Below are 26757 nucleotides of genomic sequence, written 5' to 3'. Positions count from 1 at the left end.
GACATGGCCAGCAAGCGAATGACGCCGGGGTTCTCCGACCAGATCATGGGCCTGGTCAAATCACTGCGCACCGACGCTCCGGACTGCCTCGCCTCCGGAGCGGTCGACATGTCGACCGGAATGCTGCTGAGTTACGAGACCGTCGACAACCATCCGCCGGAGGTCCTGGACCTGCTCGCGGGCGCGACCCTCGACCTGTTCCAGGGGCGTACGGTCCAGATGATCGAGGACGTCTTCAAGGAGCGGCGCGGCATCGAGTCCGACGCGCACTTCTTCCAGGAGATCCTGGTCAACAGCGACAACCTCACCCATCTGTTCGTGCGGATGAACGACAGTCAGGACGTGGTCGCCGTGGTCGTCTGCCGCAAGGCGGTCAACGTGGGCATGCTCTTCGCGCAGGTCCGCCGCGTGGTGAAGGAGTACAGCCTCTGAACGCGGACCGGTGGCCCTCCCCGCCCGGGGAGGGCCACCGTTGGTGGCACGGCAGACCGTGTCACCGGCGTGGCGCGGCAGGCCGCGGACCGCGCCCCGCCGCGCCGGTCCGGCGCCCTATTCCGTGCGCAGCCCGTCCGGCCGCATCAGCCGGATCAGCGGCGGCAGGCTGAGCAGGGTCACCAGGAGCACGACACCCGCGCCGATGCCGGTCATCGACAGCACGCTCGCCCAGTCCACGCTCACCGCGGTGTCCGTCATCTTGAGCAGGACCGTGCCGAGGGTGAGGCCCACGGCCATCGCGAGGGCGAGCCCCAGGGTGATCGGGATCGCGGTCTGCCACAGCACCGACATGCTCAGCGTGCGGCGCCGGGTGCCGAAGGCGACCAGCGCCGACAGCAGCTTCCTGCGCTCCCGGAGCTGTTCCAGCTGGGAGACCAGCAGGCTCGCGCCGATCAGCACGAGGACGCAGGACGCCCCGACGAACAGCCCGGTACGGATCGACGTGAACTTGCCGGACTCGGTCGTCACCGTCCAGGTGTTGGCCTCGGCCCGCGGGTCGATCCGCGCCGCGCTGTTGCGGACGAGTTCACGGACGTCCGGCACCGATTCGTCGAGCTGGAGATAGACCGTCCCGTGCACGGCGGACGCGGCCCGCCCGGGCAGCGCCCCGGGCGTGAACAGGAAGCCGCCGCGTTCGTCGCCCGAAGGGTCCTTGCGCGAGCCCGCCCGCTTGATGTCCTTCGGCACCGTCCAGGGGATCTCCTCGCCCTTGAAGTAGGAGCCGTTGGACGGGTCGAGGTAGAGCTCGGTACCGGCCTTGTCGAGCGCCGCGGTGTTCTCGTCCCACTCCGCGTTCTCCACCGCGAAGATGTCGCCGTCCTCGCAGGAGGGCAGCCTGGCCGCCTCCCGCAGGGCCGCGCAGTCGCCGACCGTCACGCTCGACTGGCGCTCGGGTTCGTCGCGCCGTTCGCCCAGATCGGTCCGTCCGAGGGCCGTCGCCCGCGTGACCCCCCTGGTCCCCGACAGCTCTCGGACCGCCTTGTCCATCGGTACCTTGTCCGGCACGTTGACGGACATCTGGGCCCGGGTGAGATCGTTCTTGTTGACCTTCGTGTAGTCGCTGTCGACCCCGGCGAACAGCATCTGCAGGGCTATCGCGCCGGCCACCGCCACCGCGATGCCGTTGACCAGACGGGCCGCCGAGCCGCTGCTCAACTGGAGTCTGCGGACGGCCAGTTGCCAGGCGACGCCGCCGGAGTTCAGCCGGGCCACGACCGCCTCGACCACCCAGGGGAGCAGCGCGGTGATGCCGACCAGGATCAGCATGACGCCGCCGACGACGAGGTATTCGTTGAAGCCACCGCCCGTCCGCCCCTGCCCGATCATCGGGTACAGCATCGCGAGGCCGCCCAGCGGCAGCAGCAGCCGCCACCACAGCCGGCGCCGCGAGGGCCGTGCCGTACGCACCACGCCGAGCGGTTCGATCACGACGCCGCGCAGCGCGAAGAGCGTGACCGCGACCGCGGCGGCCGGGACCGCGAGGGCCACCAGCGCCACCAGGGCGGGCGCCGGATTGAGGTCGCCCGGGAAGACGCTGATCCTGAAGAGCATGATCAGGCCCGCGAGCTGACGTCCGATCAGGAAGAATCCGGCGCCGAGGAGCAGTCCGACCAGGGCCCCGGCCAGTGCCTCGCCCGCCGCGATGCGCCGGGTCATCCGCCCGTCCGCGCCGACCAGCCGCAGCGCCGCCAGCCGCCGGTCGCGCCGCTCACCGCCGAACCGTACGGCCGCGGCGATGAAGACGCCGACCGGCATCAGCAGCACGACGAAGACGATCAGTACGAGCAGCAGCAGGACGGGGTCCATCGCCTCGGACCGCTCCTCGGAGCCGAACGAGTCGATGCGCTCGACCCGGCCGGTGCTCAGCGGGCCGGCGGTCAGGCCCTCGGCGCCCGCGTAGTAGGCGAGTTCATGCGGATCGGCGAGCCCGCTGTCGGCGATCGTGCCGCTGACACGGCGGTCGAGCCGCTCACGCAGGAGCTTGCCCCCGGGTGACTTCAGCAGCCTGTCGAGAGCGGGGGAGACGATCATGTCACCGACCGCCGGGAACGTGGACACGCCCGGCGGCAGCGGCGCGCGGGCCCCCTCGGGTTCGAGCAGCCGGCCGCGTACGTCCTCGTCGCGGAAGGTGGTGTTCGAGTTGGCGACGAGCAGCGTACGGCCGGACTTCTTCTTGACCGTCGAGCTGTACGTGATGTCGGTGCGGGCGGTCTCCCGGCGGTGCCGGGCGTCCAGCGCGCTCGGGATCGCCGTGGTGAGCAGCAGCAGCGCGACACCGAGACCGACCCCGACGGCCGTCAGCAGGACCCGTACCCAGGCCTCACGGCCTCCGGTCACCGCGAACCTGGCACCCATGGCGAGGTCGCGGGACCACTGGCGGGCACTCATACGATCCGCTCCATGTCCCTGGACCTGCCGTCACGTACGACGACCTCGCGGTCCGAGTACGCGGCCACGCGCGCCTCGTGCGTGACGAGCACGACGGCGGCGTTCGTCGAGCGGGCCGCCTCGGTCAGCAGCTCCATCACGCGCTCGCCGTTGAGGGAGTCGAGCGCGCCGGTCGGCTCGTCGGCGAACAGCACCCGAGGGCTGGTGACCAGCGAACGGGCGACGGCCACCCGCTGTCCCTGGCCTCCGGAGACCTCACCGGGCCGCTTGCCCCTGAGGTCGTCGACCTCCAGCCGCTCCATCCAGGACAGCGCGGTGCGCTCGGCCTCCCTGCGGCCCGTGCCGTTCAGCCGCAGCGGCAGCGCGACGTTCTCGACACAGCTCAGTTCCGGTACGAGCTGGCCGAACTGGAAGACGAACCCGAACGCGGAGCGGCGCAGCGCACTGCGCTGGGCGTCGTTCATCGTCGCCATCTCGCGTCCGTCGTACGTGATCGAGCCGGAGTCGGGCGTGACGATGCCGGCGAGGCAGTGGAGCAGGGTGGACTTGCCGGAGCCGGAGGGGCCCATCACGGCGACGACCTCGCCGGGGTGGATGGAGAAGTCGGCACCGTCCAGCGCGGTGGTCGGGCCGTACGTCTTGCGCAGCTCCGAGGCGGTGAGCAGGGAGCCCGGGGGAGGAGTGGCCGCCGTCATCGGGCCGTCACCGCCTCGGCGAGCCGGTCGAGGCGCGCGGCCGTCAGTTCCAGCCACCGCAGATCGGCCTCCAGGTGGAAGAGGGCGTGGTCGCAGATCAGCTGATCGGCCAGGTCGCCCTTGCGCTTGCGTTCGGTCAGCATGCGCATCATCCGCAGATGCTCCGAACGCTGGGTGTCGAGGAGCTCGCTCGCGTCCCGGTGGGTCAGCAGGGCGAGGACGACCTTGGTGTACAGGGTCGACTGGAGGTACGGCTCGGGTGTCTCCGGCGTCGCGAGCCAGCGCCGCACGTCGGTGACGCCGGCTTCGGTGATCGCGTACCGCTTGCGCTCGGGCCCGTCGCCCGCCTCGATCCCGTCGAGCTCGACGAGCCCGTTCTTCAGCAGCCGCGACATCGTCGAGTAGACCTGGCCGTAGTGCAGTGGCCGGTCGTGACCGAATTTCTCGTCGAAGGCCCGCTTCAGGTCGTAACCGTGGCGCGGCCCGGACTCCAGGAGCCCTAGAAGGGTGTGACCGATGGACATGCCCAGCACTCTACACACGGCGTATACACCGCGTGTATACGCCGTGCGTACAGGTCGCGGGAAAGGCGGCCCGAGTAAAGGGAACCTGCTGGTCACGGCCGATTGTCACGGTTCTGGAACCGTCCGGCCGCTCCTCCCGCACCCGGGGCGCCCGTCCTCCCGTACCCGGGCCCCCGCCCTCCCGTACCCGGAGCGGGCGCTCTCCCGGACCAGGGCGCCGCCCGCACGGACCAGGGGAGTGTGCGGCATGGCAGGGACCCGGTCCGCGCGCCCGCCGTGCGCTGTTCGTCGTCTCACTTTGTCCCGTCCCGGCAACCTTCCGGCCTCTCCGCACGTCGGACTCAGTGGGGCACCGCCAAGGGCGTGCTGATTGTCACGTCCGGAAAAGGCCGGATCGGCGCCCCTTTGTCATAGCGCGCGGTGTTAGCTTTCTGAGCTGACCTGACCGGCGAACTTGTGTGCCACACGAGAATGAAGCGGAGCGGATCGACCCATGGGACGAGCTGAAGAGAGACGAGCGCGGCAGGTGCAGGGCCGCCGCGCGGCGCCCCAGCGCTCGTCCGGGCACGAGTCGCCGGGCTCCGGGCCCGGCGCGAAGGCGGGCGGCAAGCCCCGCCGCACCGGCATACGCCGGTTCGTGAACTGGAAGACGATCCTCGGGACGTTCCTCGGCTTCTGCCTGCTCGGCATGGGCGCCTTCATCGTCCTCTACATGGTCGTCTCGGTGCCCGAGGGCAACGCCGCCGCCAAGCGCCAGAGCAACATCTACAAGTACAGCGACGGCTCGATGCTCGGGCGCAGCGGCAAGGTCAACCGCGAGATAGTCGACCTGGCCAAGGTGCCCAAGAGCGTCCAGAAGACGTTCGTCGCCGCCGAGAACAAGAGCTTCTACAGCGACTCGGGCATCGACTTCAAGGGCACCGCCCGAGGCCTGATCAACACCCTCTCCGGCAAGGGCAAGCAGGGTGGTTCGACGATCACCCAGCAGTACGTCAAGAACTACTACCTCAGCCAGGACCAGACCGTCACGCGCAAGCTGAAGGAAATGGTCATCTCGCTGAAGGTGGACCGCAAGAAGTCCAAGGAGGACATTCTCGCGGGCTACATCAACACCAGTTACTACGGCCGCAACGCGTACGGCATCCAGGCCGCGGCGCAGGCCTACTACCGCGTCGACGCCGAGGACCTGTCGGTCGCGCAGGGCGCCTACCTCGCCTCGCTGCTCCAGGCTCCGAGCCAGTACGACTGGGCGGTCGCCTCGAAGACCGGCAAGAAGCTCGTCGAGGCCCGCTGGAACTACACCCTCGACAACATGGTCGAGATGCACTGGCTCGACGCCGGCAAGCGCGCGGGCCTGAAGTTCCCGGTCCCCAAGGACCCCAAGGGCGCGCCGGGCATGGAGGGCCAGACCGGCTATCTGGTGGAGCAGGCCAACGACGAGCTGGCCGGACAGCTTGTCGCGCAGGGCACCGCCGAGGACCTGGACGACGCCAAGGCCCTGCTCACCGCGGGCGGTTGGACCATCACGCTCAACGTGGACAAGAAGAAGCAGGCGCTGCTGGAGAAGACCGTCAAGCAGCAGCTGACCAGCAAGCTGGACCCGAAGAAGCGCAAGGTCGACGCCGACATCCAGGCCGGTGCCGTGTCGGTCGACCCCAAGACCGGCAAGGTCCTCGCGATGTACGGCGGCACGGACTACTTCAAGCACTACTTCAACAACGCGACGCGCCGTGACTACCAGGCCGCGTCGACGTTCAAGCCGATGATCCTCGCGGCCGCCCTCGAGGAGAAGGCCAAGACGCACTCCGGGCAGCCGATCACCGCGAACACGATCTACGACGGAACCAACCGCCGTCCCGTGGTGGGCAGCGACATCGGTTTCGCACCGCCGAACGAGGACGAGACCAGCTACGGCCCCGTCACCGTGCAGACCGCGATGAACAAGTCCATCAACTCCGTCTTCGCGCAGATGGGCGTCGACGTCGGCATGGACGAGGTGCTGAAGGTCGCGGGCAAGCTCGGCATGCACACCAAGGGCCTCCAGGCGGTGCCCGCCCAGACCCTCGGCTCCATGGGCGCGAGCCCGCTGGAGATGGCCGGCGCGTACGCCACGCTCGACAACCACGGCAAGAAGGTCACTCCGGCGGTCGTCGCCAAGGCCGAGCACAAGGACACCACGGTCAAGATGCCGGACCCGATCGGCGAGCAGGTCATCAGCGAGGAGGCCGCCGACACGGTCACCTCGGTGCTGACCGGCGTGGTCGACGACGGTACGGCCCGGGTCTCCGTCCGGAACAACCCGTCCCGTGACGGCCAGCAGGTCGCCGGCAAGACCGGTACGTCCGACAAAAACAGGTCGGCCTGGTTCACCGGCTACACGCCGAACCTGGTCACCTCGGTCGGCCTGTTCGGCGAGGACCCGAAGACCCAGGACCACGTCTCCATGAAGGGCGCCACGGGCCTCGTCCTGGAGGGCGGCCGCGTCAACGGCGGCGGCTACCCGGCGAAGATCTGGGCGGCCTACACCTTCGCGGCGATGGCGGGGAAGGTCACCGAGTTCGACCTGAACACCACGTCGGGCGCGGCGGTGGCGCCGACCGACCTGCCCACCGCCACCCAGACGCCGTCCAGCACGCCGTCGTCGACCCCGACCACCGAGGAGCCGTCGACGGAGCCGCCCACCACGAGCGCTCCGCCGACCCCCACGGACGAGCCGACGACGACCGAGCCGACGACGACGAGCCCGTCCACACCGACGAGTTCGCCCACCGACGGCATTCCGGACAACCCGTTCGACCAGACCACCCAGTAGCGGACGACAGCGGACGCGTGACAGAGGGGGCACCCGGAACTCCGGGTGCCCCCTCTGTCGAAGAGGCCGGCCTTTCGGCGCTTCAGCCGCCGTCGACGCTCCGCGCGATCCGGTCGCCGGTCTCCTTGTCCACGTTGCGCCAGTACTGGAAGGCGCGCTCCAGCACCGGGCGGGTGACACCGGCCTTGAGATGCCCGCTGACGTTGCCCACCAGCCGGTCCCGGGCCGCGTCGTCCAGCACCTCGCGGACCATCGTGCCCGCCTGACCCCAGTCGTCGTCCTCGCGGTGCGGCTTGTAGGCCTCGCGCACCAGCTCGCCGGCGGTCTGCCAGCTCGCGGGGTCACCGAAGCGGCCTTCGTAGTCGGCCGCGGGGCCGCCGTAGGAGTTCGGCGCGTACGGGCGGGACGTCGTCGACGGCTCGTAGCGCATCGGGCCGTCCTTGGCGTACGAGTTCACCGGGGAGCGCGGCCGGTTGGGCGGCAGCTGGCTGTAGTTGGGGCCGATCCGGTAGCGGTGGGTGTCGGGGTACGAGAACAGCCGGCCCAGCAGCATCTTGTCCGGCGAGGGCCCGATGCCGGGCACCATGTTCGAGGGCTCGAAGGCGGCCTGCTCGATGTGGACGAAGTAGTCCTCGGGATTGCGGTCCAGGACCATACGGCCCACGTCGATCAGCGGGTAGTCCCCGTGCGGCCAGACCTTCGTCAGGTCGAAGGGGTTGAACCGGTAGTCCGCCGCGTCCTCGAACGGCATGATCTGGACCTTCAGCGTCCAGCTCGGCGCGTCGCCGGACTCGATCGACTCGAACAGGTCACGGCGGTGCCTGTCCCCGTCCGTACCCGCGAGTTCGTCGGCCTCCGCCTGGGTGAGGAAGTCGATGCCCTGGTCGGTCTTGAAGTGGTACTTCACCCAGAACCGTTCACCGCCGCCGTTGATCCACATGTAGGTGTGGGAGCTGTAGCCGTTCATGTGACGGTACGTCTTCGGGATGCCCCGGTCGCCCATCAGCCAGGTCACCTGATGCGCGGACTCGGGCGAGAGGGTCCAGAAGTCCCACTGCATGTCGTTGTCGCGCAGCCCTGTCACCGGGTGGCGCTTCTGCGAACGGATGAAGTCCTGGAACTTGATCGTGTCGCGGACGAAGAAGACCGGGGTGTTGTTGCCCACCATGTCGTAATTGCCGTGCTCGGTGTAGAACTTCAGCGCGAAGCCGCGGGGGTCGCGCCAGGTGTCGGGCGAGCCCTGCTCACCGGCGACGGTCGAGAACCGCGCCAGCATGTCCGTGCGCCTGCCCGGCTGGAACAGATCCGCCCTGGTGAACTGACTGACGTCGTTGGTCACTTCGAAGAATCCGTACGCGCCACTGCCCTTGGCGTGCACCACCCGCTCGGGCACCCGCTCCCGGTTGAACTGCGCCATCTTCTCGATGAGGTAGTGGTCCTGGAGCAGGATCGGGCCGTCGGGGCCGACGGTGAGCGAGTGTTCGTCGCTCTCCACCGGAATCCCGACGTTGTTCGTGGTGTACGGAGCCTTCCGGGATGCCTGCGTCACGAGCGTCCTCCCGTCGGAGATGAGGTCGTCAGGTCGCTTCGCTCACCCCAGCAGTCAACGCCGCCGACATCATGTCGGCAACACGGGACGGGTGCCGGTACCGACCCGCCCGCACAGGCGCCTACAGGCACCGGAACAGGCGGCACGGTCCGGCACCGGCACAGGCCCGTCAGGCACCCGCGCAGCCGCCGTCCGGCACCCGCACCGGCGCGGTCCGGCACCGGCCCACCGGGGCGAGACCGGACGGGTACCCGGTCAGTTCCGGTTCAACTCGAACCAGACGACCTTTCCCGTACTCAGCCGGGTCGCCCCCCACCGCCGCGCCAGCCGGTTCACCAGGAACAGACCGCGACCGTCCTCGTCCGTGGCCCGCGCCTGCCGCAGCCGCGGAAGCTGGGGCACGTCGTCGCCGACCTCGCAGCGCAGGACGTCCGTCCGCAGCAGCCGCAGCGTCACCGGCCGTGAGGCGTACCGCACCGCGTTCGTCACGACCTCGCTGACCAGCAGCTCCACGGAGTCGGTCATGTCCTCCATGCCCCAGCGGGCCAGGGCCCGCCGGGCCAGACGCCGGGCCCGGCCGGGCGCCGCGTCCTCCGGCTCCAGGAACCAGTACGCGACATCGCTCGGCGCGATCCCGTCGAACCGTGCCGCGAGCAGCGCGATGTCGTCGTCCCGGTCTCCCGGGCCGAGCATGTCGAGCACCTCGTCGCACAGCGCTTCCAGCGGCGGCGGATGATCCGGCCCGGTCAGCGCCGCGACCGCCGCGAGCTTCTCCCGCAGCTGCTCTATCCCGGTCCAGACGTCACGCAGCCGCGACTCGACCAGACCGTCCGTGTACAGCAGCAGCGTCGCCCCGGCCGGCGCGTCCAGCTCCACCGCCTCGAAATCGACCCCGCCCACGCCGATGGGGGCGCCCGGCGGCACCCGCAGCACCTCGGCCCGCCCGCCCAGATGCAGCAGCACCGGCGGCGGATGGCCCGCGTTGGCGATGGTGATCCGGTGCGACACCGGGTCGTAGACGGCGTACAGGCAGGTCGCCATGCGGTCGGTGCCGAGCCGCTGCGCCTGCTCGTCGAGATGGTGCAGCACCTCCTGCGGCGGCAGATCGAGCCCCGCGAGGGTCTGCGCCGTCGTCCTCAGCTGGCCCATGATCGCCGCCGACGTCATGGAGTGGCCCATCACGTCACCGACGACCAGCGCGACCCGGCTGCCCGGCAGCGGGATCGCGTCGTACCAGTCACCGCCCACCCGGGCCGTCTCCGCGGCCGGCAGATACCGGGACGCCAGCCGGACCCCCGTGGGCCGCGGCAGCGTCTCGGGCAGCATCGTGCGCTGGAGCTCGTCGGCGATGTACGCCTCACGGCCGTACAGCACCGCCTTGTCGATACCGAGCGCGCTGTGCGTGGCGAGCTGCGCCGCGACCAGCAGGTCGTCCGCCTCGAAGGCGAGCCGCTCCGGCCGGCGCAGGAACAGCGCCGCCCCGATCACCCGGCGCCGGCCGCGCAGCGGCGCGAGGATCGCGCGCTGCCCGCTCGGCACCGGAAGGTCGTCGCCGAGCAGCTCGGGCAGCGCGGCCCGCGCGGCCGGCGCGTCGGCGAACACCGGCCGGACCCCGCGCAGCACCTCGGCGAGGGCGCCGCCGGGGCGTACCTCGCACAGCTCGGCCGTCATCGCCGACAGCTCGTTGGGCTCCGGCCGCAGCGCGGGCAGGAAACCGCTCTCGGTGTCCCGCTCCTCGGGAATCCGGTCCGTGCGCCGCAGCCGCAGCACCAGAGGACCCGTCGGCCGCTCGTCACCGACCGGCAGCGGGTCACGCAGATAGACGAGGATCGCGTCGGAGAAGGTCGGCACGGTCGCCCGGCACAGCCCCATCACGATCTCGTCGAGGTCGATGCCCCGGGCGATCCGCCGGGTCGCGGCGCCCACGAAGCGCAGCCGGTCCCCGTCCCGCCGCATCGGCATCGGTCCGCTCTGCGGCACACCCTGCCCGGTACGGCGCTCCTTGCCGGCGGATGCCCGCGAGGCCCGTCCCTGCTCGGCGTCCGGCTGGATCGGGATGCCCTCCGGCGCGGGCCGGGGGCGGTGGGTGTCGGGCTCGGTCGCCGAGGGCTGCGAGTGCTCGGAGCCGGGCCCGGAGGAGACCGGCGAGGACGACGGCACGTCGGTGCCCGAGGACGCGGACGCGCCGACGTCGGCGGACACCTGGCCGCCGGCCTTCCCGCGCTTGCCGCGAGGCTTGGGCGCACCCGAACCCCTCGGCGCGTCGCCCGTGCGGGCCTGTACCGGTAACGCGCCGGAACCCGGCAGCGGGGACGGCGGCTCGGAGGTACGCAGGAGCGCCCCGCGAGGGTCCGCGGGGGCGGGCGGCAGGCCGGCGCCGTTCTGCCGGCGCTCGTGCGAGGTGGGATGCTCCGTCACGCGTGTCGAGTCCATCCGTCCGGGGCTGTGCGCCGTGCGCACAGTTCTTCCCGCAGCCCCGATACCCGGAATGTGTGCCCCAGGAACGGATTCTGCGTGTCGTCAGGGCCGGGACCGACGGCGCGAACAGCCGTCGCCCGGCACGGTACGGCTCGCCGACGGCCGGAAACGGTCCGTGCCGACAGCGGGGCGACGGCCGAAGCCCCGGGGCGTGTCCGCGAAGCCCCGTCTGCCCGGTGACGCCTGGCCCGCACGGCCGTCGTGGCGAGCCCGCGCGGTGCGACCGGTCCCTGGCCGGCCACGCCGCCGTACGCCTCGTACCCCTCGCTCACGTCCTGCCGCCCCTCGGTGACATATGGTCAAGCCCGGCTCATCCTGCGGGAGTTGTCGCTGCCGTTTGCCCTTGCGGAAGACGATCCTACGGTTGTACCACGGGGGCGCATCAAGGGTCTCATGAGGACACGTGCGCGGGCGTACGGTCCCAGTCATCCGGCAGAGCGGGAACCGGCCAGCCCGGATCCGGCCTCCAGTGCTGCCATCCGTCCGAGAACGGCGCGCCCCAGGAACGGATCACCTCCACCGCCGACCACCCCGCTTCCCGTACCTGTGCCGCCAGTTGAGCATCCATCAGACCGGCCCGCTGCGCCATGGCGAATTCGTCCTCGTCGAGCCAGCGCCAACTGCGGTCCGGGTGGACCGAGATGTCGAGGAAGTGATCCACCGAGTCCACCCCGCCCGCCCAGCGGGTCAGCGGGGCCTCCAGGTTCACGTACCAGTTCTTGAAACGCCAGCCCTGTTCCCAGAACAGCCACACCGACCAGGCCTCGCCCGGCCGCGCCAGCTTCAGCACACCGGTCCCGAACCACCGGTCGCGCCGCACCGCGCGAGGCTTCGTGTAGCGCGATTCCAGCGGTTCTCCATGCACCGGCGAACCGTCGGCGAGCACCGGCTTCACACATTCGGTACCCGGCGCCATCCACACCGCGAGCAGGTCGGCGTCGTCGCGTGCGACCGTCACGGGGCGGCAGATGTGGACACGGTCACCGGCGTTCTCCCGGTACCGCCACAGGATCTGGCTCCCGGGCTCCCAGTGGGCCGCCGGCCCGCCCGCTTCCGCTCGTCTCACCGCTCCACCCTCTGCCATGACCAGATATTAGGTGCCCCAGGCATGCGGCGCTGCGGTTCACGTCACGGTTCCCGCCGACGGCAACCTGCTGTTACGGAGCCGTCATCAGGCGTTTCTTCCCGGACGCGGACTGTTACGGATGTGTCATCCGCAGGACATCCAGGGCCTCGTCCAACTGCTCCTCGGTCAGGTCCCCGCGCTCCACGTACCCCGACTCCAGCACCACCCGGCGAATCGTCTTCCGCTCCGCCAGTGCCTTCTTCGCGACCTTGGCGGCCTCCTCGTACCCGATGTACTTGTTCAGCGGCGTCACCACGGACGGCGAGGACTCCGCGTACTCACGGGCCCGTTCGCGGTGCGCGACGATCCCGTCGACCGTGCGGTCGGCGAGCAGCCGCGAGACGTTCGCGAGCAGCCGGACCGACTCCAGGACGTTCTTCGCGATCACCGGAAGCATCACGTTCAGCTCGAAGTTCCCGGCCGCGCCCGCGACGGCGACGGTCGCGTCGTTCCCCGTCACCTGCGCGGCGACCATCAGCACCGCCTCGGGAATCACCGGGTTCACCTTGCCCGGCATGATCGAGGAGCCGGGCTGGAGATCCGGGAGGCTGATCTCGGCCAGTCCGGTGCGCGGCCCGGAGGCCATCCACCGCAGATCGTTCGCGATCTTCGTCAGCCCGACGGCGATGGTCCGCAGCTGACCGCTCGTCTCCACGATCCCGTCGCGCGCCCCCTGCGCCTCGAAGTGGTCGCGGGCCTCGGTCAGCGGCAGCCCGGTCGCCCGTGCCACCTCCGCGATCACCGCGGCGGAGAACCCGGGCGGCGTGTTGATCCCCGTCCCCACGGCCGTGCCGCCGAGCGGCAGTTCGGCCAGCCGCGGCAGCGAGGCCTCCAGCCGTTCGACCCCGTACCGCACCTGGGCCGCGTAGCCCCCGAACTCCTGGCCGAGCGTCACCGGCGTCGCGTCCATGAGATGGGTGCGCCCCGACTTCACCACATCGGCGAACTCCCGTGACTTGCGCTCCAGCGAGGTGGCGAGATGCTCCAGGGCGGGGACGAGATCGCGGGTGACGGCGGCGGTCGCGGCGATGTGGATGGAGGACGGGAACACGTCGTTGCTCGACTGCGACGCGTTCACGTGGTCGTTGGGGTGGACGTCCCGGCCCAGCCGCTCGCCGGCCAGCGTGGCGATGACCTCGTTGGCGTTCATGTTGGAGGAGGTGCCCGAGCCGGTCTGGAAGACGTCGACCGGGAAGTGTGCGTCCCAGCGCCCCTCGGCGACCTCCGCGGCCGCATCCTGGACCGCCTCCGCGACATCCTTGGCGATCACGCCCAGCTCGCCGTTCACCTTCGCGGCGGCCCCCTTGATCCGGGCGAGGGCCTCGATGTGCGCGCGCTCGATGCGCTGCCCCGAGACGGGGAAGTTCTCCACGGCGCGCTGCGTCTGCGCCCGCCACTTCGCCTCCGCGGGCACCCGCACCTCGCCCATGGAGTCGTGCTCGATCCGGTACGCGCCTTCGCCCTGGTCATCCGCCATCGGTGACACCTCCATGGGACACAGCATCCCGGAGCCCGCCCGTGTTCCCGCCCGGCGCCGCGACGCACGAACGGCCGCCTTGTCGGCGACCGTTCCCTCGGCTCGTACGGCGTCACACGCGCGCCACCCGCACGGCGTCACCCGGAAGGGTGTACGTCGTACGGGCCCGTACTAGGCCAGTCCCGGGCCCCGCACCGGGATCGTGGTGAAGGTCGGGGCGGGGGCGGGGTTCTGGAAGAAGTCGTTGCCCTTGTCGTCGACGACGACGAAGGCCGGGAAGTCCTCGACCTCGATCTTCCAGACGGCCTCCATGCCGAGCTCCTCGTACTCGACGACCTCGACCTTCTTGATGCAGTCCTGGGCGAGCCGGGCGGCCGGGCCGCCGATGGAGCCGAGGTAGAAGCCGCCGTGCGCGTCACAGGCGTCCGTGACCTGCTTGCTGCGGTTGCCCTTGGCGAGCATCACCTTGGAGCCGCCCGCCGCCTGGAACTGCTCGACGTAGGAGTCCATGCGGCCCGCGGTCGTCGGCCCGAAGGAGCCGGACGCGTAGCCCTCGGGGGTCTTGGCCGGGCCCGCGTAGTACACCGGGTGGTCCTTCAGGTACTGCGGCATCTCCTCGCCCGCGTCCAGTCGCTCCTTGATCTTGGCGTGCGCGATGTCGCGGGCCACGACGAGCGGGCCGGAGAGCGAGAGGCGGGTCTTGACCGGGTACTTCGTCAGCTCGGCGAGGATGTCGTCCATCGGCTGGTTGAGGTCGATCTTCACGACGTCGCCGGCCTCGTCGAGATGCTCGTCCGTGGTCTCCGGCAGGAAGTGCGCGGGGTCGGTCTCCAGCTGCTCCAGGAAGACGCCCTCGGCGGTGATCTTCGCGACGGCCTGGCGGTCGGCCGAGCACGAGACCGCGATCGCGACCGGGCAGGACGCGCCGTGGCGGGGCAGGCGCACCACACGTACGTCGTGGCAGAAGTACTTGCCGCCGAACTGCGCGCCGATGCCGATCTTCTGGGTCAGCTCGAAGACCTTCTCCTCCAGCTCCTTGTCCCGGAAGCCGTGGCCGAGCTCGGAGCCCTCCGAGGGGATCTCGTCCAGGTAGTGCGCGGAGGCGTACTTCGCGGTCTTCAGCGCGTACTCGGCGCTCGTGCCGCCGACGACGATCGCCAGGTGGTACGGCGGGCAGGCGGCCGTCCCGAGGGAGCGGATCTTCTCCTCCAGGAACTTCATCATGGAGCCCTCGTTGAGGACCGCCTTCGTCTCCTGGTAGAGGAACGACTTGTTGGCGGAGCCGCCGCCCTTCGCCATGAACAGGAACTTGTAGGCGCCGCCGTCGGTGGCGTACAGCTCGATCTGCGCCGGCAGGTTGGAGCCCGTGTTCTTCTCGTCCCACATGGTCAGCGGGGCCATCTGCGAATAGCGCAGGTTCAGGTTCTTGTACGCGTCGTAGATGCCGCGCGAGAGGGCCGCCTCGTCGCCGCCCTCGGTGAGCACGTTCTGGCCGCGCTTGCCCATGACGATCGCCGTGCCGGTGTCCTGGCACATGGGGAGGACGCCGGCCGCCGCGATGTTCGCGTTCTTCAGCAGGTCCAGGGCGACGAACTTGTCGTTCGCCGAGGCCTCCGGGTCGTCGATGATGCGGCGCAGCTGGGCGAGGTGCGCCGGGCGCAGGTAGTGCTGGATGTCGTGGATGGCCTCCGTGGCGAGCTTGCGCAGCGCCTCCGGCTCCACCTTGAGGAACGTGCGCCCGTCGGCCTCGAAGGTGGAGACACCCTCGGAGGTCACCAGCCGGTACGGCGTGGTGTCCTCTCCCTGGGGGAGCAGATCGGTGTACGCAAACTCAGGCATCTCGCCTATTCCTCACTCGACAGTCAGCTTTTTCGGGGCTCGGTCGCCTCGGGCGCACCCCTTCGGCTCACTCGCCTGAGGCCGGCCGTCATCGGCAGCGTCCACCAGCGTAGAACCTGGCACGGACACCGAGGCTGTGAGGTAAGGCTCAGTTCGGGCATCGGACCGTCGGTCCCGGGGGAGAGCGGGTTTCCCGCGGGTGGCGCGCCAGGGGTAGTCGCGATCTATCGCGTTTGGGTACGCTGTTGCCGTGGACCTTCAAAAGAGCCCCGACGCGAGTGCCGCCACGGCGGCGAAGCCGGCCGAGCTGCGTGCCTCCGACGCCGATCGCGACCGGATCACCGACATCCTGCGCGAGGCCGTCGCCGAAGGGCGCCTGACCGCGGAGGAGCATGCCGAGCGGGTCGAGGGCGTACTGGCCACCAAGACGGTCGGCGAACTCGACCAGTTCGTCCGCGACCTGCCCGCCGCCCACACGGGCCGCGCGACCTCCGCCTACGTCTCCGCGCCCAACCGCCCCACCCAGGGCGCGATCCCGGCGGAGGCCGACGACAACGTGGTGGCGGTCTTCAGTTCCGCCGTCCGCAAGGGCCGCTGGCGGGCGGGCCGGCGCATCCACGCGTACTCGGTCTTCGGAAACGTCGAGATCGACCTGAGCGAGGCGATCTTCGAGTACCAGCAGGTCGTGATCAAGGCGATCTCGGTGTTCGGCAACGTCGAGATCTTCGTGCCGGAGAACGTCTCGCTGCGCGGAAGCGGCGGCGGGGTGCTCGGCAACTTCGAGGTGGACACGCTGGACTCGGGCGACCCCGACGCGCCCGTGGTCTACGTCGACGGCCTCGCCGTCCTGGGGAACGTCGAGGCGAGGCCCAAGCGCGGCAAGCTCATCGCGGACATCCTCGACCGGGTCACGAGCCGGGTGAACGAGCGGGTGGCGGACCGGCTGGACCGGAGTTTGCGCAAGCACCTCGACCGTTGACGCCAGTGAATATGCGCGTGGCCGATGCGGGTCGGTCCGGCGGCGACGATCGATCATGCCCGAGAACGGCCGGGCTTCTCCACGCAGTGCATAGGCGCGCGTACAGCGGGTAGGGCTTGCTGCATCGTCTCTTGGAGGGCGCTGTGGGACTTCCCCGGCGCCCGGCACGCTCGCGAAGCCGTCGTCAGGAGTAGACCCGTGCTGCAACCGCCGCATCAGTCCCTGCAGGTAGCTGCCGTTCCGGCCCAGCGGGCGCCCGTGCGGGACAGGGATCAGGAAGCGCCATGGCACACGGAGGCGGTGTGCAGGCGCGACGAAGCCGGCCTGTTCTTCGCCCCCTCCAAGGAGCCGACCGCTTCACGGCTCTCCCGGGAGGAGGCGGCCAAGCGCGTCTGCGCCCGCTGTCCGGTCATGGTCGAGTGCCGCGAACACGCGTTGCTGCAACCCGAGCCGTACGGCGTCTGGGGCGGCCTGACCGCCGCCGAGCGCCGTGTCGTGCTCGCCCGGCGCCGCCGCCGCGACCTGGAGCTCAAGAAGGCCTCCCGCGGCACGATAGCCGCGGCCGGCTGACCCACCCCGCACACGCGGGAGCGGTGGGGAGCCGGGCAAGGCCGTCCCGTACGCACGGCAACCGGGTACACACGGCAGCCGGGCCGCCCGCCGCCTCGAAGCGCTACCCGCGCGGCTGCCCGGGCGCCGTCCGGTGTCGGCACCCGACCCGAAGGTGTCATCCGGTGTCGGCGCGTGACTTCGGCCGTGTTCGGCGCGGATGGACTTCAGCCGGGTCCGCGCAGGAGAAAGGGGCGCCCCTCCGCACAAGGGGCGCCCCTTTCGCGCCGTGTCGGCGCCCGGCCCTCCGGGCCGGTGGTCCTACTTGGCGCGGTCGAAGTCGATCGCGCTGTACGCACGCAGCTTGCTCAGCCGGTGCTCCGACCGGATCTGGCGGACCGTGCCCGACTTGGACCGCATCACGATCGACTCGGTCGTCGCGGTCTCGGAGCGGTAGCGCACCCCGCGCAGCAGCTCGCCGTCGGTGATGCCGGTCGCGACGAAGAAGACGTTCTCGCCGGAGACCAGGTCGTTCGTGGTCAGGACGCGGTCGAGGTCGTGCCCGGCGTCTATGGCCCGCTGCCGCTCCTCGTCGTCCTTCGGCCACAGCTTGCCCTGGATGGTGCCGCCGAGGCACTTGACGGCACAGGCCGAGATGATGCCCTCGGGTGTGCCGCCGATGCCGAGCAGCAGGTCGATACCGGTGCCCTCGCGCAGCGCGAGGATGGAGCCCGCGACGTCGCCGTCGGAGATCAGCTTGATGCGCGCGCCGGTCTCCCGGATCTCCTTGATGATCCCGTCGTGGCGCGGCCGGTCGAGGATGACGACCGTGACGTCCTCGGGCGTGACCCGCTTGGCCTTGGCGACCCGGCGGATGTTCACCGCCACGGAAGCGTTGATGTCGACGAAGTCGGCCGCTTCCGGGCCGGTGACCAGCTTGTCCATGTAGAAGACCGCGGACGGGTCGAACATGGTGCCGCGGTCCGCGGCGGCGAGCACGGCGATCGCGTTCGTCATGCCCTTGGCGGTGAGCGTGGTCCCGTCGATCGGGTCGACGGCGATGTCGCACTCGGGGCCGGTCCCGTCGCCCACGCGCTCCCCGTTGAAGAGCATCGGGGCCTCGTCCTTCTCCCCCTCGCCGATGACGACGACGCCGTTCATCGAGACGGTGGAGACGAGGGTGCGCATGGCCCGGACGGCGGCACCGTCGGCACCGTTCTTGTCGCCGCGGCCGACCCAGCGGCCCGCGGCCATCGCGGCGGCCTCGGTGACACGGACGAGTTCGAGGGCGAGGTTGCGGTCGGGGGCTTCCGACGGGACTTCGAGTTCGGAGGGCAGATGATGCTCGGTCATCGACACGCACCTTTCTGATACGACGACGGCCGGATGAGGGTGATGCCCCGACTCTATCGCCAGGCTTACAAAATGAGCAGGGGGGCCCACGGATGAGCAGGCCAGGGCACCTGCGACGATAGGTGCGTGGCAGGTACGAAAGGCAAGCAGTCGGTCCGGGACATGATTCTTTCCCTGGGCCTCATCGGGCTCATGGCGGGTGTCATCTACATCTTCATTCCGCATGACGACTCCAAGCCGGATCTCAAGCGCGTCGACTACAAGGTCGAGCTGCTGACGGCTCGCCGCGCGGCGAGTTATCCCGTGGCGGCGCCCGAAGGGCTGCCCTCGGCGTGGAAGGCGACCTCGGTGCGCTACGACGGCAGCGAGTTCGACGCCTGGCATCTGGGCTTCCAGGCCCCCGACGGTCAGTACGTGGCGGTCGAGCAGTCCACTCAGCGGCCGGCCGTGTTCATCGACACGGCGAGCCAGGGCGCCCGGCAGACGAAGGCCACCCAGCGCATCGGCGACCGGACCTGGCAGCGCTACGAGGGTGACCACTACGACGCCCTCGTCCTTCAGGGCAAGGGCGCCACGACGGTGGTGACCGGCACCGGGTCGTTCGGCACGCTGGTGAAGATGGCGGAGGCCCTGAAGACCTCGTAGCGCCGCCCGTACGGCCTCGTGGAACCCGTAAGGCATGGAGAAGGGCCCCCGGCGGCAGCGCCGGGGGCCCTTCTTGTCTGGTGCGGGTGCGGGGGCGAACGGCGGTGCCGGCCGCCCCCTCGGTGCCGTCGGTCAGACGGTCGTGATGACCTGGTCGGCGTCCAGGCGCGGGCCGCGCGGGAACCAGGCGTCCTCGCCCGGCTTGCCGATGTTGACGATCATCAGCGGGGTGTGGTCGTCGTCCAGGAACTCCTTCTGGACACCGGCGAGGTCGGCGCCGGTCATCGGGCCCGCGGCGAGGCCGGCGGCACGGACGCCGATGATGAAGTACGCGGCCTGGAGCGCGGCGTTCATCGCGGCGGCGCCCTCACGGACCGGGCGCTCGGAGAAGAAGAGGTCCTTGGCGGCGGGGAAGTGGGGGAGGAGCGCCGGCAGTTCCTCGTGGAACTCGTTGTCCGCGGAGAGGATCGCGACCAGCGGGGCGGCGGCGGTCTTCGCCTGGTTGCCCTCGGCGAGGTGCTGCACCAGGCGCTCACGGGCCTCGGGGGAGCGGACCAGGGTGATGCGCAGCGGCGACTGGTTGAAGGCGGTCGGGCCGTACTTGACCAGGTCGTAGATCGCCTGCACCTGCTCGTCGGTCACCGGCTCGTCGGTGAACGTGTTCGCCGTGCGGGCTTCGCGGAACAGCAGGTCCTGAGCGGTGGGGTCAAGGACGAGAGACATGAAGAACCTTCTCGGTATGTGCGGTGGATCCGGGGGGATCTGTTGGCGAGTACGACAGTACGTCGAAGAGGTTTAAAGTTCAATCAAAAACAAGGCATGGTGATCCGCTTCACAGGCGGAAGGATCGAAAAAAGGAAAAAGGAAGGGGGCCCGCCGTGTCGCGGGCCCCGTTGGAGCTACTCAAAGCAGGGCGTCACCCGGAGCCGGACCGCTCCCGCTCGTCACCCGGAGCCGGAGCCCTTACTCGGAGCCGGAACCGGTGTCCTTGCCCTCTTCCTGCTCCCCGGAATCCTCGGCCAGGGCGGCGTCCAGACGGGCCCGGGCGCCCTCCAGCCAGCGCCGGCACACCTTGGCCAGTTCTTCGCCGCGCTCCCAGAGCGCCAGGGACTCCTCCAGGGTCGTACCGCCCGCCTCCAGGCGGCGTACGACCTCGATCAGCTCGTCCCGTGCCTGCTCGTACCCGAGCGCCTCGTCCACCTTGCTGGTCATTCGCTCACCCTATGCATCGACTCGAACCGTGAATTCACCCTCGGCGACCCGCGCCCGCAGCGTCTCGTCCGCCGCCACCTCGGCCGGGTCCCGGACCACATGACCGTCCGCCCGTTGCAGCACCGCGTACCCGCGCTGGAGGGTCGCCGCGGGGGAGAGGGCCACCACGCGCGCGTGGGTGTGCGTCAGCTCCGAGTCCGCGCGGTCCAGCAGATGCCCGACGGTGCGCCGGCCCCGGTCGAGCAGGGCGGAGACCTGGTCCGCCCGCTCGTCGATCATCCGGTGCGGATCCTCCATCGAGGGCCGGGCCAGCGTGTGCGCGAGGCCGCGCTCCTCGCGGTCGATGAACGACCCCACGCAGCGCCGCGCGCGGTCCCGCAGGAACCGCACCCGCTCGTACTCCTCCCCGACGTCCGGCACGACCTTCTTGGCCGCGTCGGTCGGGGTGGAGGCCCGCAGGTCGGCCACGAGGTCGAGCAGCGGACTGTCCGGCTCGTGCCCGATCGCCGACACGACCGGTGTGCGGCAGGCCGCGACCGCGCGGACGAGCTGCTCGTCGGAGAACGGCAGCAGGTCCTCCACGCTGCCGCCGCCCCGCGCCACGACGATCACGTCGACCTCGTCGAGCGCGTCCAGCTCCTTCACCGCCTGCACGACCTGCGGTACGGCGTGGACGCCCTGCACGGCGACATTGCGGACCTCGAAGCGGACGGCGGGCCAGCGGCGCCGCGCGTTCTCCAGCACGTCCCGCTCGGCCGCCGACGCCCGCCCGCACACCAGCCCGATGAGCTGCGGCAGGAACGGCAGCGCCCTCTTGCGATCGGCCGCGAACAGCCCCTCGGCCGCCAGCGACTTCTTCAGCTGTTCGAGGCGGGCGAGGAGTTCCCCCACGCCCACCGGCTTGATCTCGGCGGCCCGCAGGGAGAGCTGCCCGCGCGGCGCGTACCACTCCGGTTTGGCGTGGACGACCACCCGGGCGCCCTCGCTCACGACGTCGGCGACCGCGTCGAAGACCTGGCGGTAGCAGGTCACGCTCACCGAGATGTCGTACGACGGGTCGCGCAGTGTCAGGAAGACGACGCCCGCGCCGGGGCGCCGCGACAACTGGGTGATCTGCCCCTCGACCCACACCGCGCCGAGCCGGTCGATCCATCCCCCGATGAGCCGTGACACCTCTCCGACGGGCAGCGGAGCGTCCGCGGACGTGTTGAGAGCCATGCGCCGAGCCTAGTGGCCGGCACCGACAACGCCCCCGCGCCCGGTACGGGTCGGACACCCGATCCGTACCCCGGCCGCCGGGCCCGTCCCGACCGGAACGCGGTGGACGGCAGCCGCGCGGCACGGCGCGTCACCCGGCCGCGGACCCGGCTCGCCCCCGTTGGGCGAACAGCACCACCAGGCCCGCCGCCAGCCACACGAGACCCGCCACCTGAGCCGTTCCCGACGCCTCGATGATCACCGCGACGGTGATCGCGGCCCCCAGCACGGGCAGGAGGACGTGCCGCCACCACACCACCGGCCCGCCCCGGTGCCGTACGGCGAACCAGCCCACCACCGACGCGTGCAGCAGCGTGAACGCTGTCAGGGCGCCGATGTCGACCACCGAGACCAGCTTGTCGAGGCCGTCGTCGCGGCGCGCCGCCCAGACCGCGGCGACCAGAGTGATCACCGCGGCGCACGACAGGGCCGCCCGCGGCACCCCGGAGCCGGTCCGCGCCAGCACCCGCGGCAGCCTCCGGTCCCGGGCCATCGCGAAGACGATCCGCCCGGCCGCGGCCTGCCCGGCCAGCGCCGCGAACGCCGCGCCGATCGCCTTGCCGACCGCCACCAGGTTGTGCAGCCACGAGCCGACGGAGGCGTCCACGGCGTCGTAGAAGGCCGGACCCTGAAGGGCGGGTTCGGCGGCGAGCCGCGCGGACGGCAGCGGCTCCAGCAGGGCCGCCAGATACGTCTGCGCGATGAACAGCACACCCGCCAGCGCCAGACAGAACAGCACCGCCCGGGCCACCTTCTCCGAACCGCCCGTGACCTCCTCGGCGAAGGAGGCGATCGCGTCGAAGCCCAGGAAGGACAGGACGGCGACCGAGACGGCGCCGACGACCGCCGACAGCGCGAGCGCGCCCTGGGTGCCGTCACCCGACAGCGGGGACAGCCAGTCGCGCCGCGCGCCGTCGCGCGCGAGGACCACGGCCGCCGCCACGACGAAGACGACGAGGACCACGATCTCCATCGCGAGCACCAGAAAGCCGACGCGCGCCGCCGTGCGGACCCCCCGGAGGTTGAGGAACGTCGTGACGACGACGGCGAGCGTGGTCCACACCCACCGGGACACCTCCGGGACCAGCGCGTTCATGGCGATCCCGGAGAACAGATAGGCCACCGCCGGAATGAGCAGATAGTCCAGCATCACCATCCACCCCGCGACGAACCCGGCCTCCGGGCCGAGCCCCGCGCGCGCGTAGGCGAACACCGAACCCGCCTGGGGGACCACCCGGACCATCTGGGCGTAGCTGAAGGCGGTGAACGCCATGGCCGCCGTCGCGACGACGTAGACCAGCGCCACCGCCCCGTGCGACCTCGCGTCCAGCGCTCCGAAGACCCCGACCGGGGCCATCGGGGCGATGAACAGCAGCCCGTAGACGACCAGGTCCCGGAAGCCGAGGCTGCGCCGCAGCCCCTGCTCCGCCGGGTGCGTGCCGGCGGTGGTCCGCGCGTCGGACATCGTGCCTCCCGGGAATCGCCTGGTCCCACCCCCAGCGGCTGCCCACAGTCTCTCCGAGGAGGCGATCCCTGACCCGCCGGGCGCGGCCTTACGATGGGGGCATGACCGCTTCGCCTGGCCGCCGTGTCCTGCTCGCCGCCCCCCGTGGCTACTGCGCGGGCGTGGACCGCGCCGTGATCGCCGTGGAGAAGGCCCTCGAGCAGTACGGGGCTCCGATCTACGTCCGTCACGAGATCGTCCACAACAAGTACGTCGTGCAGACCCTGGAGAAGAAGGGCGCGATCTTCGTCGAGCGGACGGCGGAGGTCCCCGAGGGGTCCATCGTCATGTTCTCGGCACACGGCGTCTCCCCCGTCGTCCACGACGAGGCCGCCGCCGGCAAGCTCGCCACCATCGACGCGACGTGCCCGCTGGTCACCAAGGTCCACAAGGAAGCCGTCCGCTTCGCGAACGAGGACTTCGACATCCTCCTCATCGGGCACGAGGGCCACGAAGAGGTCATCGGCACCTCCGGAGAGGCCCCCGACCACATCACCCTGGTCGACGGCCCCGGCGACGTCGCCAAGGTCGAGGTCCGCGACCCCTCCAAGGTCGTCTGGCTCTCCCAGACCACCCTCTCCGTCGACGAGACCATGGAGACGGTCGACGCCCTGAAGGAGAAGTTCCCCCTCCTCATCTCCCCGCCGAGCGACGACATCTGCTACGCCACGCAGAACCGTCAGCTCGCCGTGAAGCAGATGGGCGCGGAGGCCGAGCTGGTCATCGTGGTCGGGTCGCGCAACTCCTCCAACTCGGTGCGGCTGGTCGAGGTCGCCAAGCTGGCCGGCGCCCGCGCCGCGTACCTGGTGGACTTCGCCGAGGAGATCGACGATGCCTGGCTGGAGGGCGTGAACACGGTCGGTGTCACCTCCGGCGCCTCCGTCCCCGAGGTCCTCGTCGAGCAGGTCCTGGAACGGCTGTCGGGGCACGGCTTCGAGGACGTGGAGCTCGTCAAGGCCGCCGAGGAGTCCATCACCTTCTCGCTCCCCAAGGAGCTGCGCCGCGACCTGCGCGCCGAGGCGGCCGCGCTGGTGGAGGCGCGTACCGGTGGCCCGTCCGGGAAGTGACGGTCAGCCGTACGTCGTAACGTAGGGCCATGAAGATCTTCGGTGTGGACATTGGCGGATCCGGGATCAAGGGTGCCCCTGTGGACCTTGATCGCGGGGACCTGGCGGAGGAGCGCCACAAGGTGCTCACCCCGCACCCGGCGACGCCCGACGCGGTGGCCGACGGCGTGAAGGAGGTCATCGACCACTTCGGCTGGACGGGCCCGGTGGGCATCACGTTCCCCGGTGTGGTGACCGGTGGTTCCACGATCCGTACGGCGGCCAACGTCGACAAGGCCTGGATCGACACCGACGCGGGCGCGTTGCTCGGCGAGCGGCTGGGCGGCCTGCCGGTGACCTTGCTGAACGACGCGGACGCGGCGGGTGTCGCCGAGATGGAGTTCGGCGCGGGGAAGGGCCGCCGGGGCACGGTCATCCTGCTCACCTTCGGCACCGGCATCGGCAGCGCCGTCTTCACCGAAGGCGAGCTGGTCCCGAACACCGAGCTGGGCCACCTCGAGCTGAACGGCCACGACGCCGAGAAGCGGGCCTCCACCAAGGCCAAGGACGACCACGAACTGACCTGGGAACACTGGTCGCGCCGCGTCACCAAGTACCTCGCCCATGTCGAGATGCTCTTCTCCCCGGAACTCTTCATCATCGGCGGAGGTGTCAGCCGCAAGGCCGACAAGTTCCTGCCGCTGATCCAGGACATCAAGGCGGAGATCGTCCCCGCGCAGCTCCAGAACAACGCCGGGATCGTGGGCGCGGCGATGCGGGCGGCGCAGATCGGCCGGTAGCCGCGGGGCCGCCGGGCGACGGCGGCCCTGGGCGGCGACGGCGTCGCGGCCCGCGTCGGTACGAGGGGCCCCGGGCCTGGTCAGCGGTCCCGGTCAGCGGGCCTGTCTGCCGGGCGGCACGCCTTGTGCGCCGTGTGCCCGGTCCCGCCTCTGGGCGGCCCGGCGGCGGGACATCAGACTGACCCGGCGGACGGTCACGACGAGGACCGCGGCCAGCGTTCCCCCGTACAGCCAGCCCGCCTGGAGGGCGAGGGCGGTGACCAGGCCCATGAGGCTGCCGCCGAAGCCGCCTCCGCCGCCGTCGGTGATCGGCGGCAGCCCGAAGGCGAAGGCGATCGGTACGACCACGGGGGCGGTCACCAGGTCGCCGGGCCGCACCCACAGCGCGGTCAGCACGCACACCGGCAGGAACAGCACCCCGTACACCGTCGCCGACCCGCCGAACAGCAGGTGGTCGAGGCAGGCGAGCGCGAACATCGTCGCGCCGCAGAACAGGCCGCCGCCGAGCCCGGTCAGCCGCGGGCGCGACGTCCGGCTCGGCTGCCGGACACCCGCGGGCGCGGGCCGCCGTGCCACCGGGCCGTCTCGTCGGACACCGCCGCCCGCCGCCCGTCCGGACTGTGCCGGAACAGGTGCTCCGCGTCGCGGTCTGTACTGAGGGGGACGCGTCCTGTGTTGCTCCACTGGACCAACTTAGGTCGTTTTATGTGTGGAATGGCTCCTCGGACACGCCGGAGACCAGCCGAAGGCGAGGCCGCGGAAAGAGCTTGGCCATGCGTTCGATACCTCGCGGGCGGGAGCCGGGTCACGCCGTAGACTGGTGGATCGGCCCGCTCTTCTGGAGGGCCCTTCGCCCATCCTCTCGTACGGGAAGTCGCAACGTGTCGCTCACGATCGGAATCGTCGGTCTGCCCAATGTCGGCAAGTCGACCATGTTCAACGCCCTGACCAAGAACGACGTGCTCGCGGCCAACTACCCGTTCGCCACGATCGAGCCGAACGTCGGTGTGGTCGGCGTCCCCGACGCCCGTCTCGCCAAGCTGGCCGAGATCTTCTCCTCGCAGAAGATCCTCCCGGCGACCGTCGACTTCGTGGACATCGCGGGCATTGTGAAGGGTGCCTCGGAGGGCGAGGGCCTCGGCAACAAGTTCCTCGCGAACATCCGCGAGTCGGACGCGATCTGCCAGGTCATCCGCGCCTTCAAGGACGAGAACGTCGTGCACGTCGACGGCAAGGTCTCACCCAAGGACGACATCGAGACGATCAACACCGAGCTGATCCTCGCGGACCTCCAGACGATCGAGAAGGTCCTGCCGCGCCTCCAGCGGGAGTCGCGCATCAAGAAGGACATCGGCCCGAAGGTCGCGGCGGTCGAGGCGGCGCAGGCGATCCTGGAGAAGGGCGACACCCTCTTCTCCGCGGGCATCGTCCAGGGCTCCGGCAAGGAAGAGCTGCTGCACGACCTGCACCTGCTCACCACCAAGCCGTTCCTCTACGTCTTCAACGTGGACGAGGACGAGCTGGTCGACGACGACTTCAAGGCCGAGCAGCGTGCCCTGGTCGCCCCCGCCGAGGCGATCTTCCTCAACGCCAAGCTCGAGGCGGACCTCGCCGAGCTCGATGAGGAGGACGCGAAGGAGCTCCTGGAGTCGGTCGGCGTCCAGGAGCCCGGCATGGCGACCCTCGCCCGCGTCGGCTTCAACACCCTCGGCCTGCAGACCTACCTGACGGCCGGCCCCAAGGAATCCCGCGCCTGGACCATCAAGAAGGGCGCCACCGCCCCCGAGGCCGCCGGTGTCATCCACACCGACTTCCAGAAGGGCTTCATCAAGGCCGAGGTCATCTCCTTCGCCGACCTGGTCGAGACCGGCTCGGTCGCCGAGGCCCGCGCCAAGGGCAAGGCCCGCATGGAGGGCAAGGACTACATCATGCAGGACGGGGACGTGGTGGAGTTCCGCTTCAACGTCTGACCGGACGAGGGGACACCACGCCGCTGACGCGGCAAACATGCAGGTCAAAAGGGGCCGAC

22 protein-coding genes are annotated in these 26757 nt (G+C 70.5%); 8 read left to right on the top strand and 14 right to left on the bottom strand.

Annotated elements, in window-relative coordinates; translation table 11 throughout:
• Positions 1-3: 3 nt before the first annotated feature.
• Positions 4-432, top strand: coding sequence for a hypothetical protein (locus OG780_RS15775; protein ID WP_328448698.1), 429 nt, complete (start codon positions 4-6; stop codon positions 430-432).
• Positions 433-549: 117 nt separating this feature from the next.
• Here OG780_RS15775 and OG780_RS15770 read toward each other — a convergent pair whose 3' ends face one another.
• The 3 genes from OG780_RS15770 to OG780_RS15760 are packed head-to-tail and all read right to left on the bottom strand — an operon-like array spanning position 550 to position 4102.
• Positions 550-2883 (bottom strand): ABC transporter permease, encoded by a 2334-nt coding sequence (locus tag OG780_RS15770; protein WP_328448696.1) that lies wholly within the window; start codon positions 2881-2883, stop codon positions 550-552.
• A complete protein-coding gene (locus OG780_RS15765) occupies positions 2880-3578 on the bottom strand; it encodes an ABC transporter ATP-binding protein (RefSeq protein WP_328448694.1) in 699 nt (232 codons plus the stop codon). The genes OG780_RS15770 and OG780_RS15765 overlap by 4 nt, the downstream gene beginning before the upstream one ends.
• Positions 3575-4102: a PadR family transcriptional regulator gene (locus OG780_RS15760; RefSeq protein ID WP_328448692.1), complete on the bottom strand. Its 528-nt coding sequence runs from the start codon at positions 4100-4102 to the stop codon at positions 3575-3577. The genes OG780_RS15765 and OG780_RS15760 overlap by 4 nt, the downstream gene beginning before the upstream one ends.
• Positions 4103-4595: 493 nt before the next feature.
• On the opposite strand from OG780_RS15760, the gene OG780_RS15755 reads away from it, so the two are divergent.
• A complete protein-coding gene (locus OG780_RS15755) occupies positions 4596-6914 on the top strand; it encodes a transglycosylase domain-containing protein (RefSeq protein ID WP_328448690.1) in 2319 nt (772 codons plus the stop codon).
• Between the two features lie 82 nt (positions 6915-6996).
• Here OG780_RS15755 and OG780_RS15750 read toward each other — a convergent pair whose 3' ends face one another.
• The 5 genes from OG780_RS15750 to OG780_RS15730 all read right to left on the bottom strand — a co-directional run bounded on the left by OG780_RS15750 (position 6997) and on the right by OG780_RS15730 (position 15383).
• A complete protein-coding gene (locus OG780_RS15750; protein WP_328448688.1) occupies positions 6997-8463 on the bottom strand; it encodes a catalase in 1467 nt (488 codons plus the stop codon).
• Between the two features lie 255 nt (positions 8464-8718).
• The gene (locus OG780_RS15745) at positions 8719-10896 is read right to left on the bottom strand and encodes a SpoIIE family protein phosphatase (protein ID WP_328448685.1); all 2178 of its coding nucleotides are present in this window, start codon (positions 10894-10896) and stop codon (positions 8719-8721) included.
• Positions 10897-11332: 436 nt separating this feature from the next.
• Entirely contained in the window at positions 11333-12025 is a 693-nt protein-coding gene (gene fomD, locus OG780_RS15740) for a cytidylyl-2-hydroxypropylphosphonate hydrolase (RefSeq protein WP_328448683.1), read from the bottom strand.
• A 115-nt stretch (positions 12026-12140) separates the two neighbouring features.
• Positions 12141-13544 carry a class II fumarate hydratase gene (locus OG780_RS15735; RefSeq protein WP_328448681.1) on the bottom strand — a complete coding sequence of 468 codons (1404 nt, stop codon included), beginning with the start codon at positions 13542-13544 and terminating at the stop codon, positions 12141-12143.
• 171 nt (positions 13545-13715) lie between these two features.
• Positions 13716-15383 (bottom strand): fumarate hydratase, encoded by a 1668-nt coding sequence (locus tag OG780_RS15730; RefSeq protein ID WP_328448679.1) that lies wholly within the window; start codon positions 15381-15383, stop codon positions 13716-13718.
• 250 nt (positions 15384-15633) lie between these two features.
• Here OG780_RS15730 and OG780_RS15725 point away from each other — a divergent pair, with 250 nt between their 5' ends.
• Positions 15634-16362: a DUF1707 SHOCT-like domain-containing protein gene (locus OG780_RS15725; protein WP_328448677.1), complete on the top strand. Its 729-nt coding sequence runs from the start codon at positions 15634-15636 to the stop codon at positions 16360-16362.
• Positions 16363-16560: 198 nt separating this feature from the next.
• Complete coding sequence (locus OG780_RS15720) at positions 16561-16932, top strand: WhiB family transcriptional regulator (protein ID WP_328448675.1); 372 nt, start codon at positions 16561-16563, stop codon at positions 16930-16932.
• A 300-nt stretch (positions 16933-17232) separates the two neighbouring features.
• Here OG780_RS15720 and glpX read toward each other — a convergent pair whose 3' ends face one another.
• Positions 17233-18264, bottom strand: coding sequence for a class II fructose-bisphosphatase (gene glpX / locus OG780_RS15715; protein WP_326785733.1), 1032 nt, complete (start codon positions 18262-18264; stop codon positions 17233-17235).
• Between the two features lie 126 nt (positions 18265-18390).
• On the opposite strand from glpX, the gene OG780_RS15710 reads away from it, so the two are divergent.
• A complete protein-coding gene (locus tag OG780_RS15710) occupies positions 18391-18909 on the top strand; it encodes a DUF4245 domain-containing protein (RefSeq protein ID WP_328448671.1) in 519 nt (172 codons plus the stop codon).
• A gap of 132 nt (positions 18910-19041) precedes the next feature.
• On the opposite strand, the gene OG780_RS15705 is transcribed toward OG780_RS15710, so the two are convergent.
• The 4 genes from OG780_RS15705 to OG780_RS15690 all read right to left on the bottom strand — a co-directional run bounded on the left by OG780_RS15705 (position 19042) and on the right by OG780_RS15690 (position 22843).
• Positions 19042-19632, bottom strand: coding sequence for a malonic semialdehyde reductase (locus OG780_RS15705; RefSeq protein ID WP_328448669.1), 591 nt, complete (start codon positions 19630-19632; stop codon positions 19042-19044).
• Between the two features lie 240 nt (positions 19633-19872).
• Complete coding sequence (locus OG780_RS15700) at positions 19873-20121, bottom strand: exodeoxyribonuclease VII small subunit (RefSeq protein ID WP_328448667.1); 249 nt, start codon at positions 20119-20121, stop codon at positions 19873-19875.
• Between the two features lie 9 nt (positions 20122-20130).
• A complete protein-coding gene (xseA, locus tag OG780_RS15695; protein ID WP_328448665.1) occupies positions 20131-21339 on the bottom strand; it encodes an exodeoxyribonuclease VII large subunit in 1209 nt (402 codons plus the stop codon).
• A 130-nt stretch (positions 21340-21469) separates the two neighbouring features.
• Positions 21470-22843 (bottom strand): APC family permease, encoded by a 1374-nt coding sequence (locus tag OG780_RS15690; RefSeq protein WP_328448663.1) that lies wholly within the window; start codon positions 22841-22843, stop codon positions 21470-21472.
• A gap of 101 nt (positions 22844-22944) precedes the next feature.
• Between OG780_RS15690 and OG780_RS15685 the strand changes: the two genes are divergently transcribed.
• Positions 22945-23949, top strand: a complete 1005-nt coding sequence (locus OG780_RS15685; protein WP_328448661.1) for a 4-hydroxy-3-methylbut-2-enyl diphosphate reductase — start codon at positions 22945-22947, stop codon at positions 23947-23949.
• 29 nt (positions 23950-23978) lie between these two features.
• Complete coding sequence (gene ppgK / locus OG780_RS15680; protein ID WP_328448659.1) at positions 23979-24728, top strand: polyphosphate--glucose phosphotransferase; 750 nt, start codon at positions 23979-23981, stop codon at positions 24726-24728.
• 93 nt (positions 24729-24821) lie between these two features.
• Here the strand turns inward: ppgK and OG780_RS15675 are convergent, their stop codons facing one another.
• Positions 24822-25304, bottom strand: a complete 483-nt coding sequence (locus OG780_RS15675; RefSeq protein WP_328448657.1) for a DUF6542 domain-containing protein — start codon at positions 25302-25304, stop codon at positions 24822-24824.
• Between the two features lie 305 nt (positions 25305-25609).
• Here OG780_RS15675 and ychF point away from each other — a divergent pair, with 305 nt between their 5' ends.
• The gene (gene ychF, locus OG780_RS15670) at positions 25610-26698 is read left to right on the top strand and encodes a redox-regulated ATPase YchF (protein WP_328448655.1); all 1089 of its coding nucleotides are present in this window, start codon (positions 25610-25612) and stop codon (positions 26696-26698) included.
• Positions 26699-26757 lie beyond the last annotated feature (59 nt).

The organism is Streptomyces sp. NBC_00386 (assembly GCF_036063235.1).
Lineage (GTDB): Bacteria > Actinomycetota > Actinomycetes > Streptomycetales > Streptomycetaceae > Streptomyces.
The sequence above is the reverse complement of the archived record's forward strand: the minus strand, read 5'-3'. Positions and strand labels throughout refer to the sequence as shown.

What these genes read in the sequence shown, in the direction of transcription:
- OG780_RS15700 (WP_328448667.1), bottom strand. Translation starts at nt 20,121, where the DNA reads ATGACCAGCAAGGTGGACGAGGCGCTCGGGTACGAGCAGGCACGGGAC.
- OG780_RS15685 (WP_328448661.1), top strand. Translation starts at nt 22,945, where the DNA reads ATGACCGCTTCGCCTGGCCGCCGTGTCCTGCTCGCCGCCCCCCGTGGC.
- fomD (WP_328448683.1), bottom strand. Translation starts at nt 12,025, where the DNA reads ATGGCAGAGGGTGGAGCGGTGAGACGAGCGGAAGCGGGCGGGCCGGCG.
- ppgK (WP_328448659.1), top strand. Translation starts at nt 23,979, where the DNA reads ATGAAGATCTTCGGTGTGGACATTGGCGGATCCGGGATCAAGGGTGCC.
- OG780_RS15735 (WP_328448681.1), bottom strand. Translation starts at nt 13,544, where the DNA reads ATGGCGGATGACCAGGGCGAAGGCGCGTACCGGATCGAGCACGACTCC.
- OG780_RS15745 (WP_328448685.1), bottom strand. Translation starts at nt 10,896, where the DNA reads ATGGACTCGACACGCGTGACGGAGCATCCCACCTCGCACGAGCGCCGG.
- glpX (WP_326785733.1), bottom strand. Translation starts at nt 18,264, where the DNA reads ATGACCGAGCATCATCTGCCCTCCGAACTCGAAGTCCCGTCGGAAGCC.
- OG780_RS15690 (WP_328448663.1), bottom strand. Translation starts at nt 22,843, where the DNA reads ATGTCCGACGCGCGGACCACCGCCGGCACGCACCCGGCGGAGCAGGGG.
- OG780_RS15760 (WP_328448692.1), bottom strand. Translation starts at nt 4,102, where the DNA reads ATGTCCATCGGTCACACCCTTCTAGGGCTCCTGGAGTCCGGGCCGCGC.
- OG780_RS15765 (WP_328448694.1), bottom strand. Translation starts at nt 3,578, where the DNA reads ATGACGGCGGCCACTCCTCCCCCGGGCTCCCTGCTCACCGCCTCGGAG.
- OG780_RS15755 (WP_328448690.1), top strand. Translation starts at nt 4,596, where the DNA reads ATGGGACGAGCTGAAGAGAGACGAGCGCGGCAGGTGCAGGGCCGCCGC.
- OG780_RS15775 (WP_328448698.1), top strand. Translation starts at nt 4, where the DNA reads ATGGCCAGCAAGCGAATGACGCCGGGGTTCTCCGACCAGATCATGGGC.
- OG780_RS15730 (WP_328448679.1), bottom strand. Translation starts at nt 15,383, where the DNA reads ATGCCTGAGTTTGCGTACACCGATCTGCTCCCCCAGGGAGAGGACACC.
- xseA (WP_328448665.1), bottom strand. Translation starts at nt 21,339, where the DNA reads ATGGCTCTCAACACGTCCGCGGACGCTCCGCTGCCCGTCGGAGAGGTG.
- OG780_RS15705 (WP_328448669.1), bottom strand. Translation starts at nt 19,632, where the DNA reads ATGTCTCTCGTCCTTGACCCCACCGCTCAGGACCTGCTGTTCCGCGAA.
- OG780_RS15770 (WP_328448696.1), bottom strand. Translation starts at nt 2,883, where the DNA reads ATGAGTGCCCGCCAGTGGTCCCGCGACCTCGCCATGGGTGCCAGGTTC.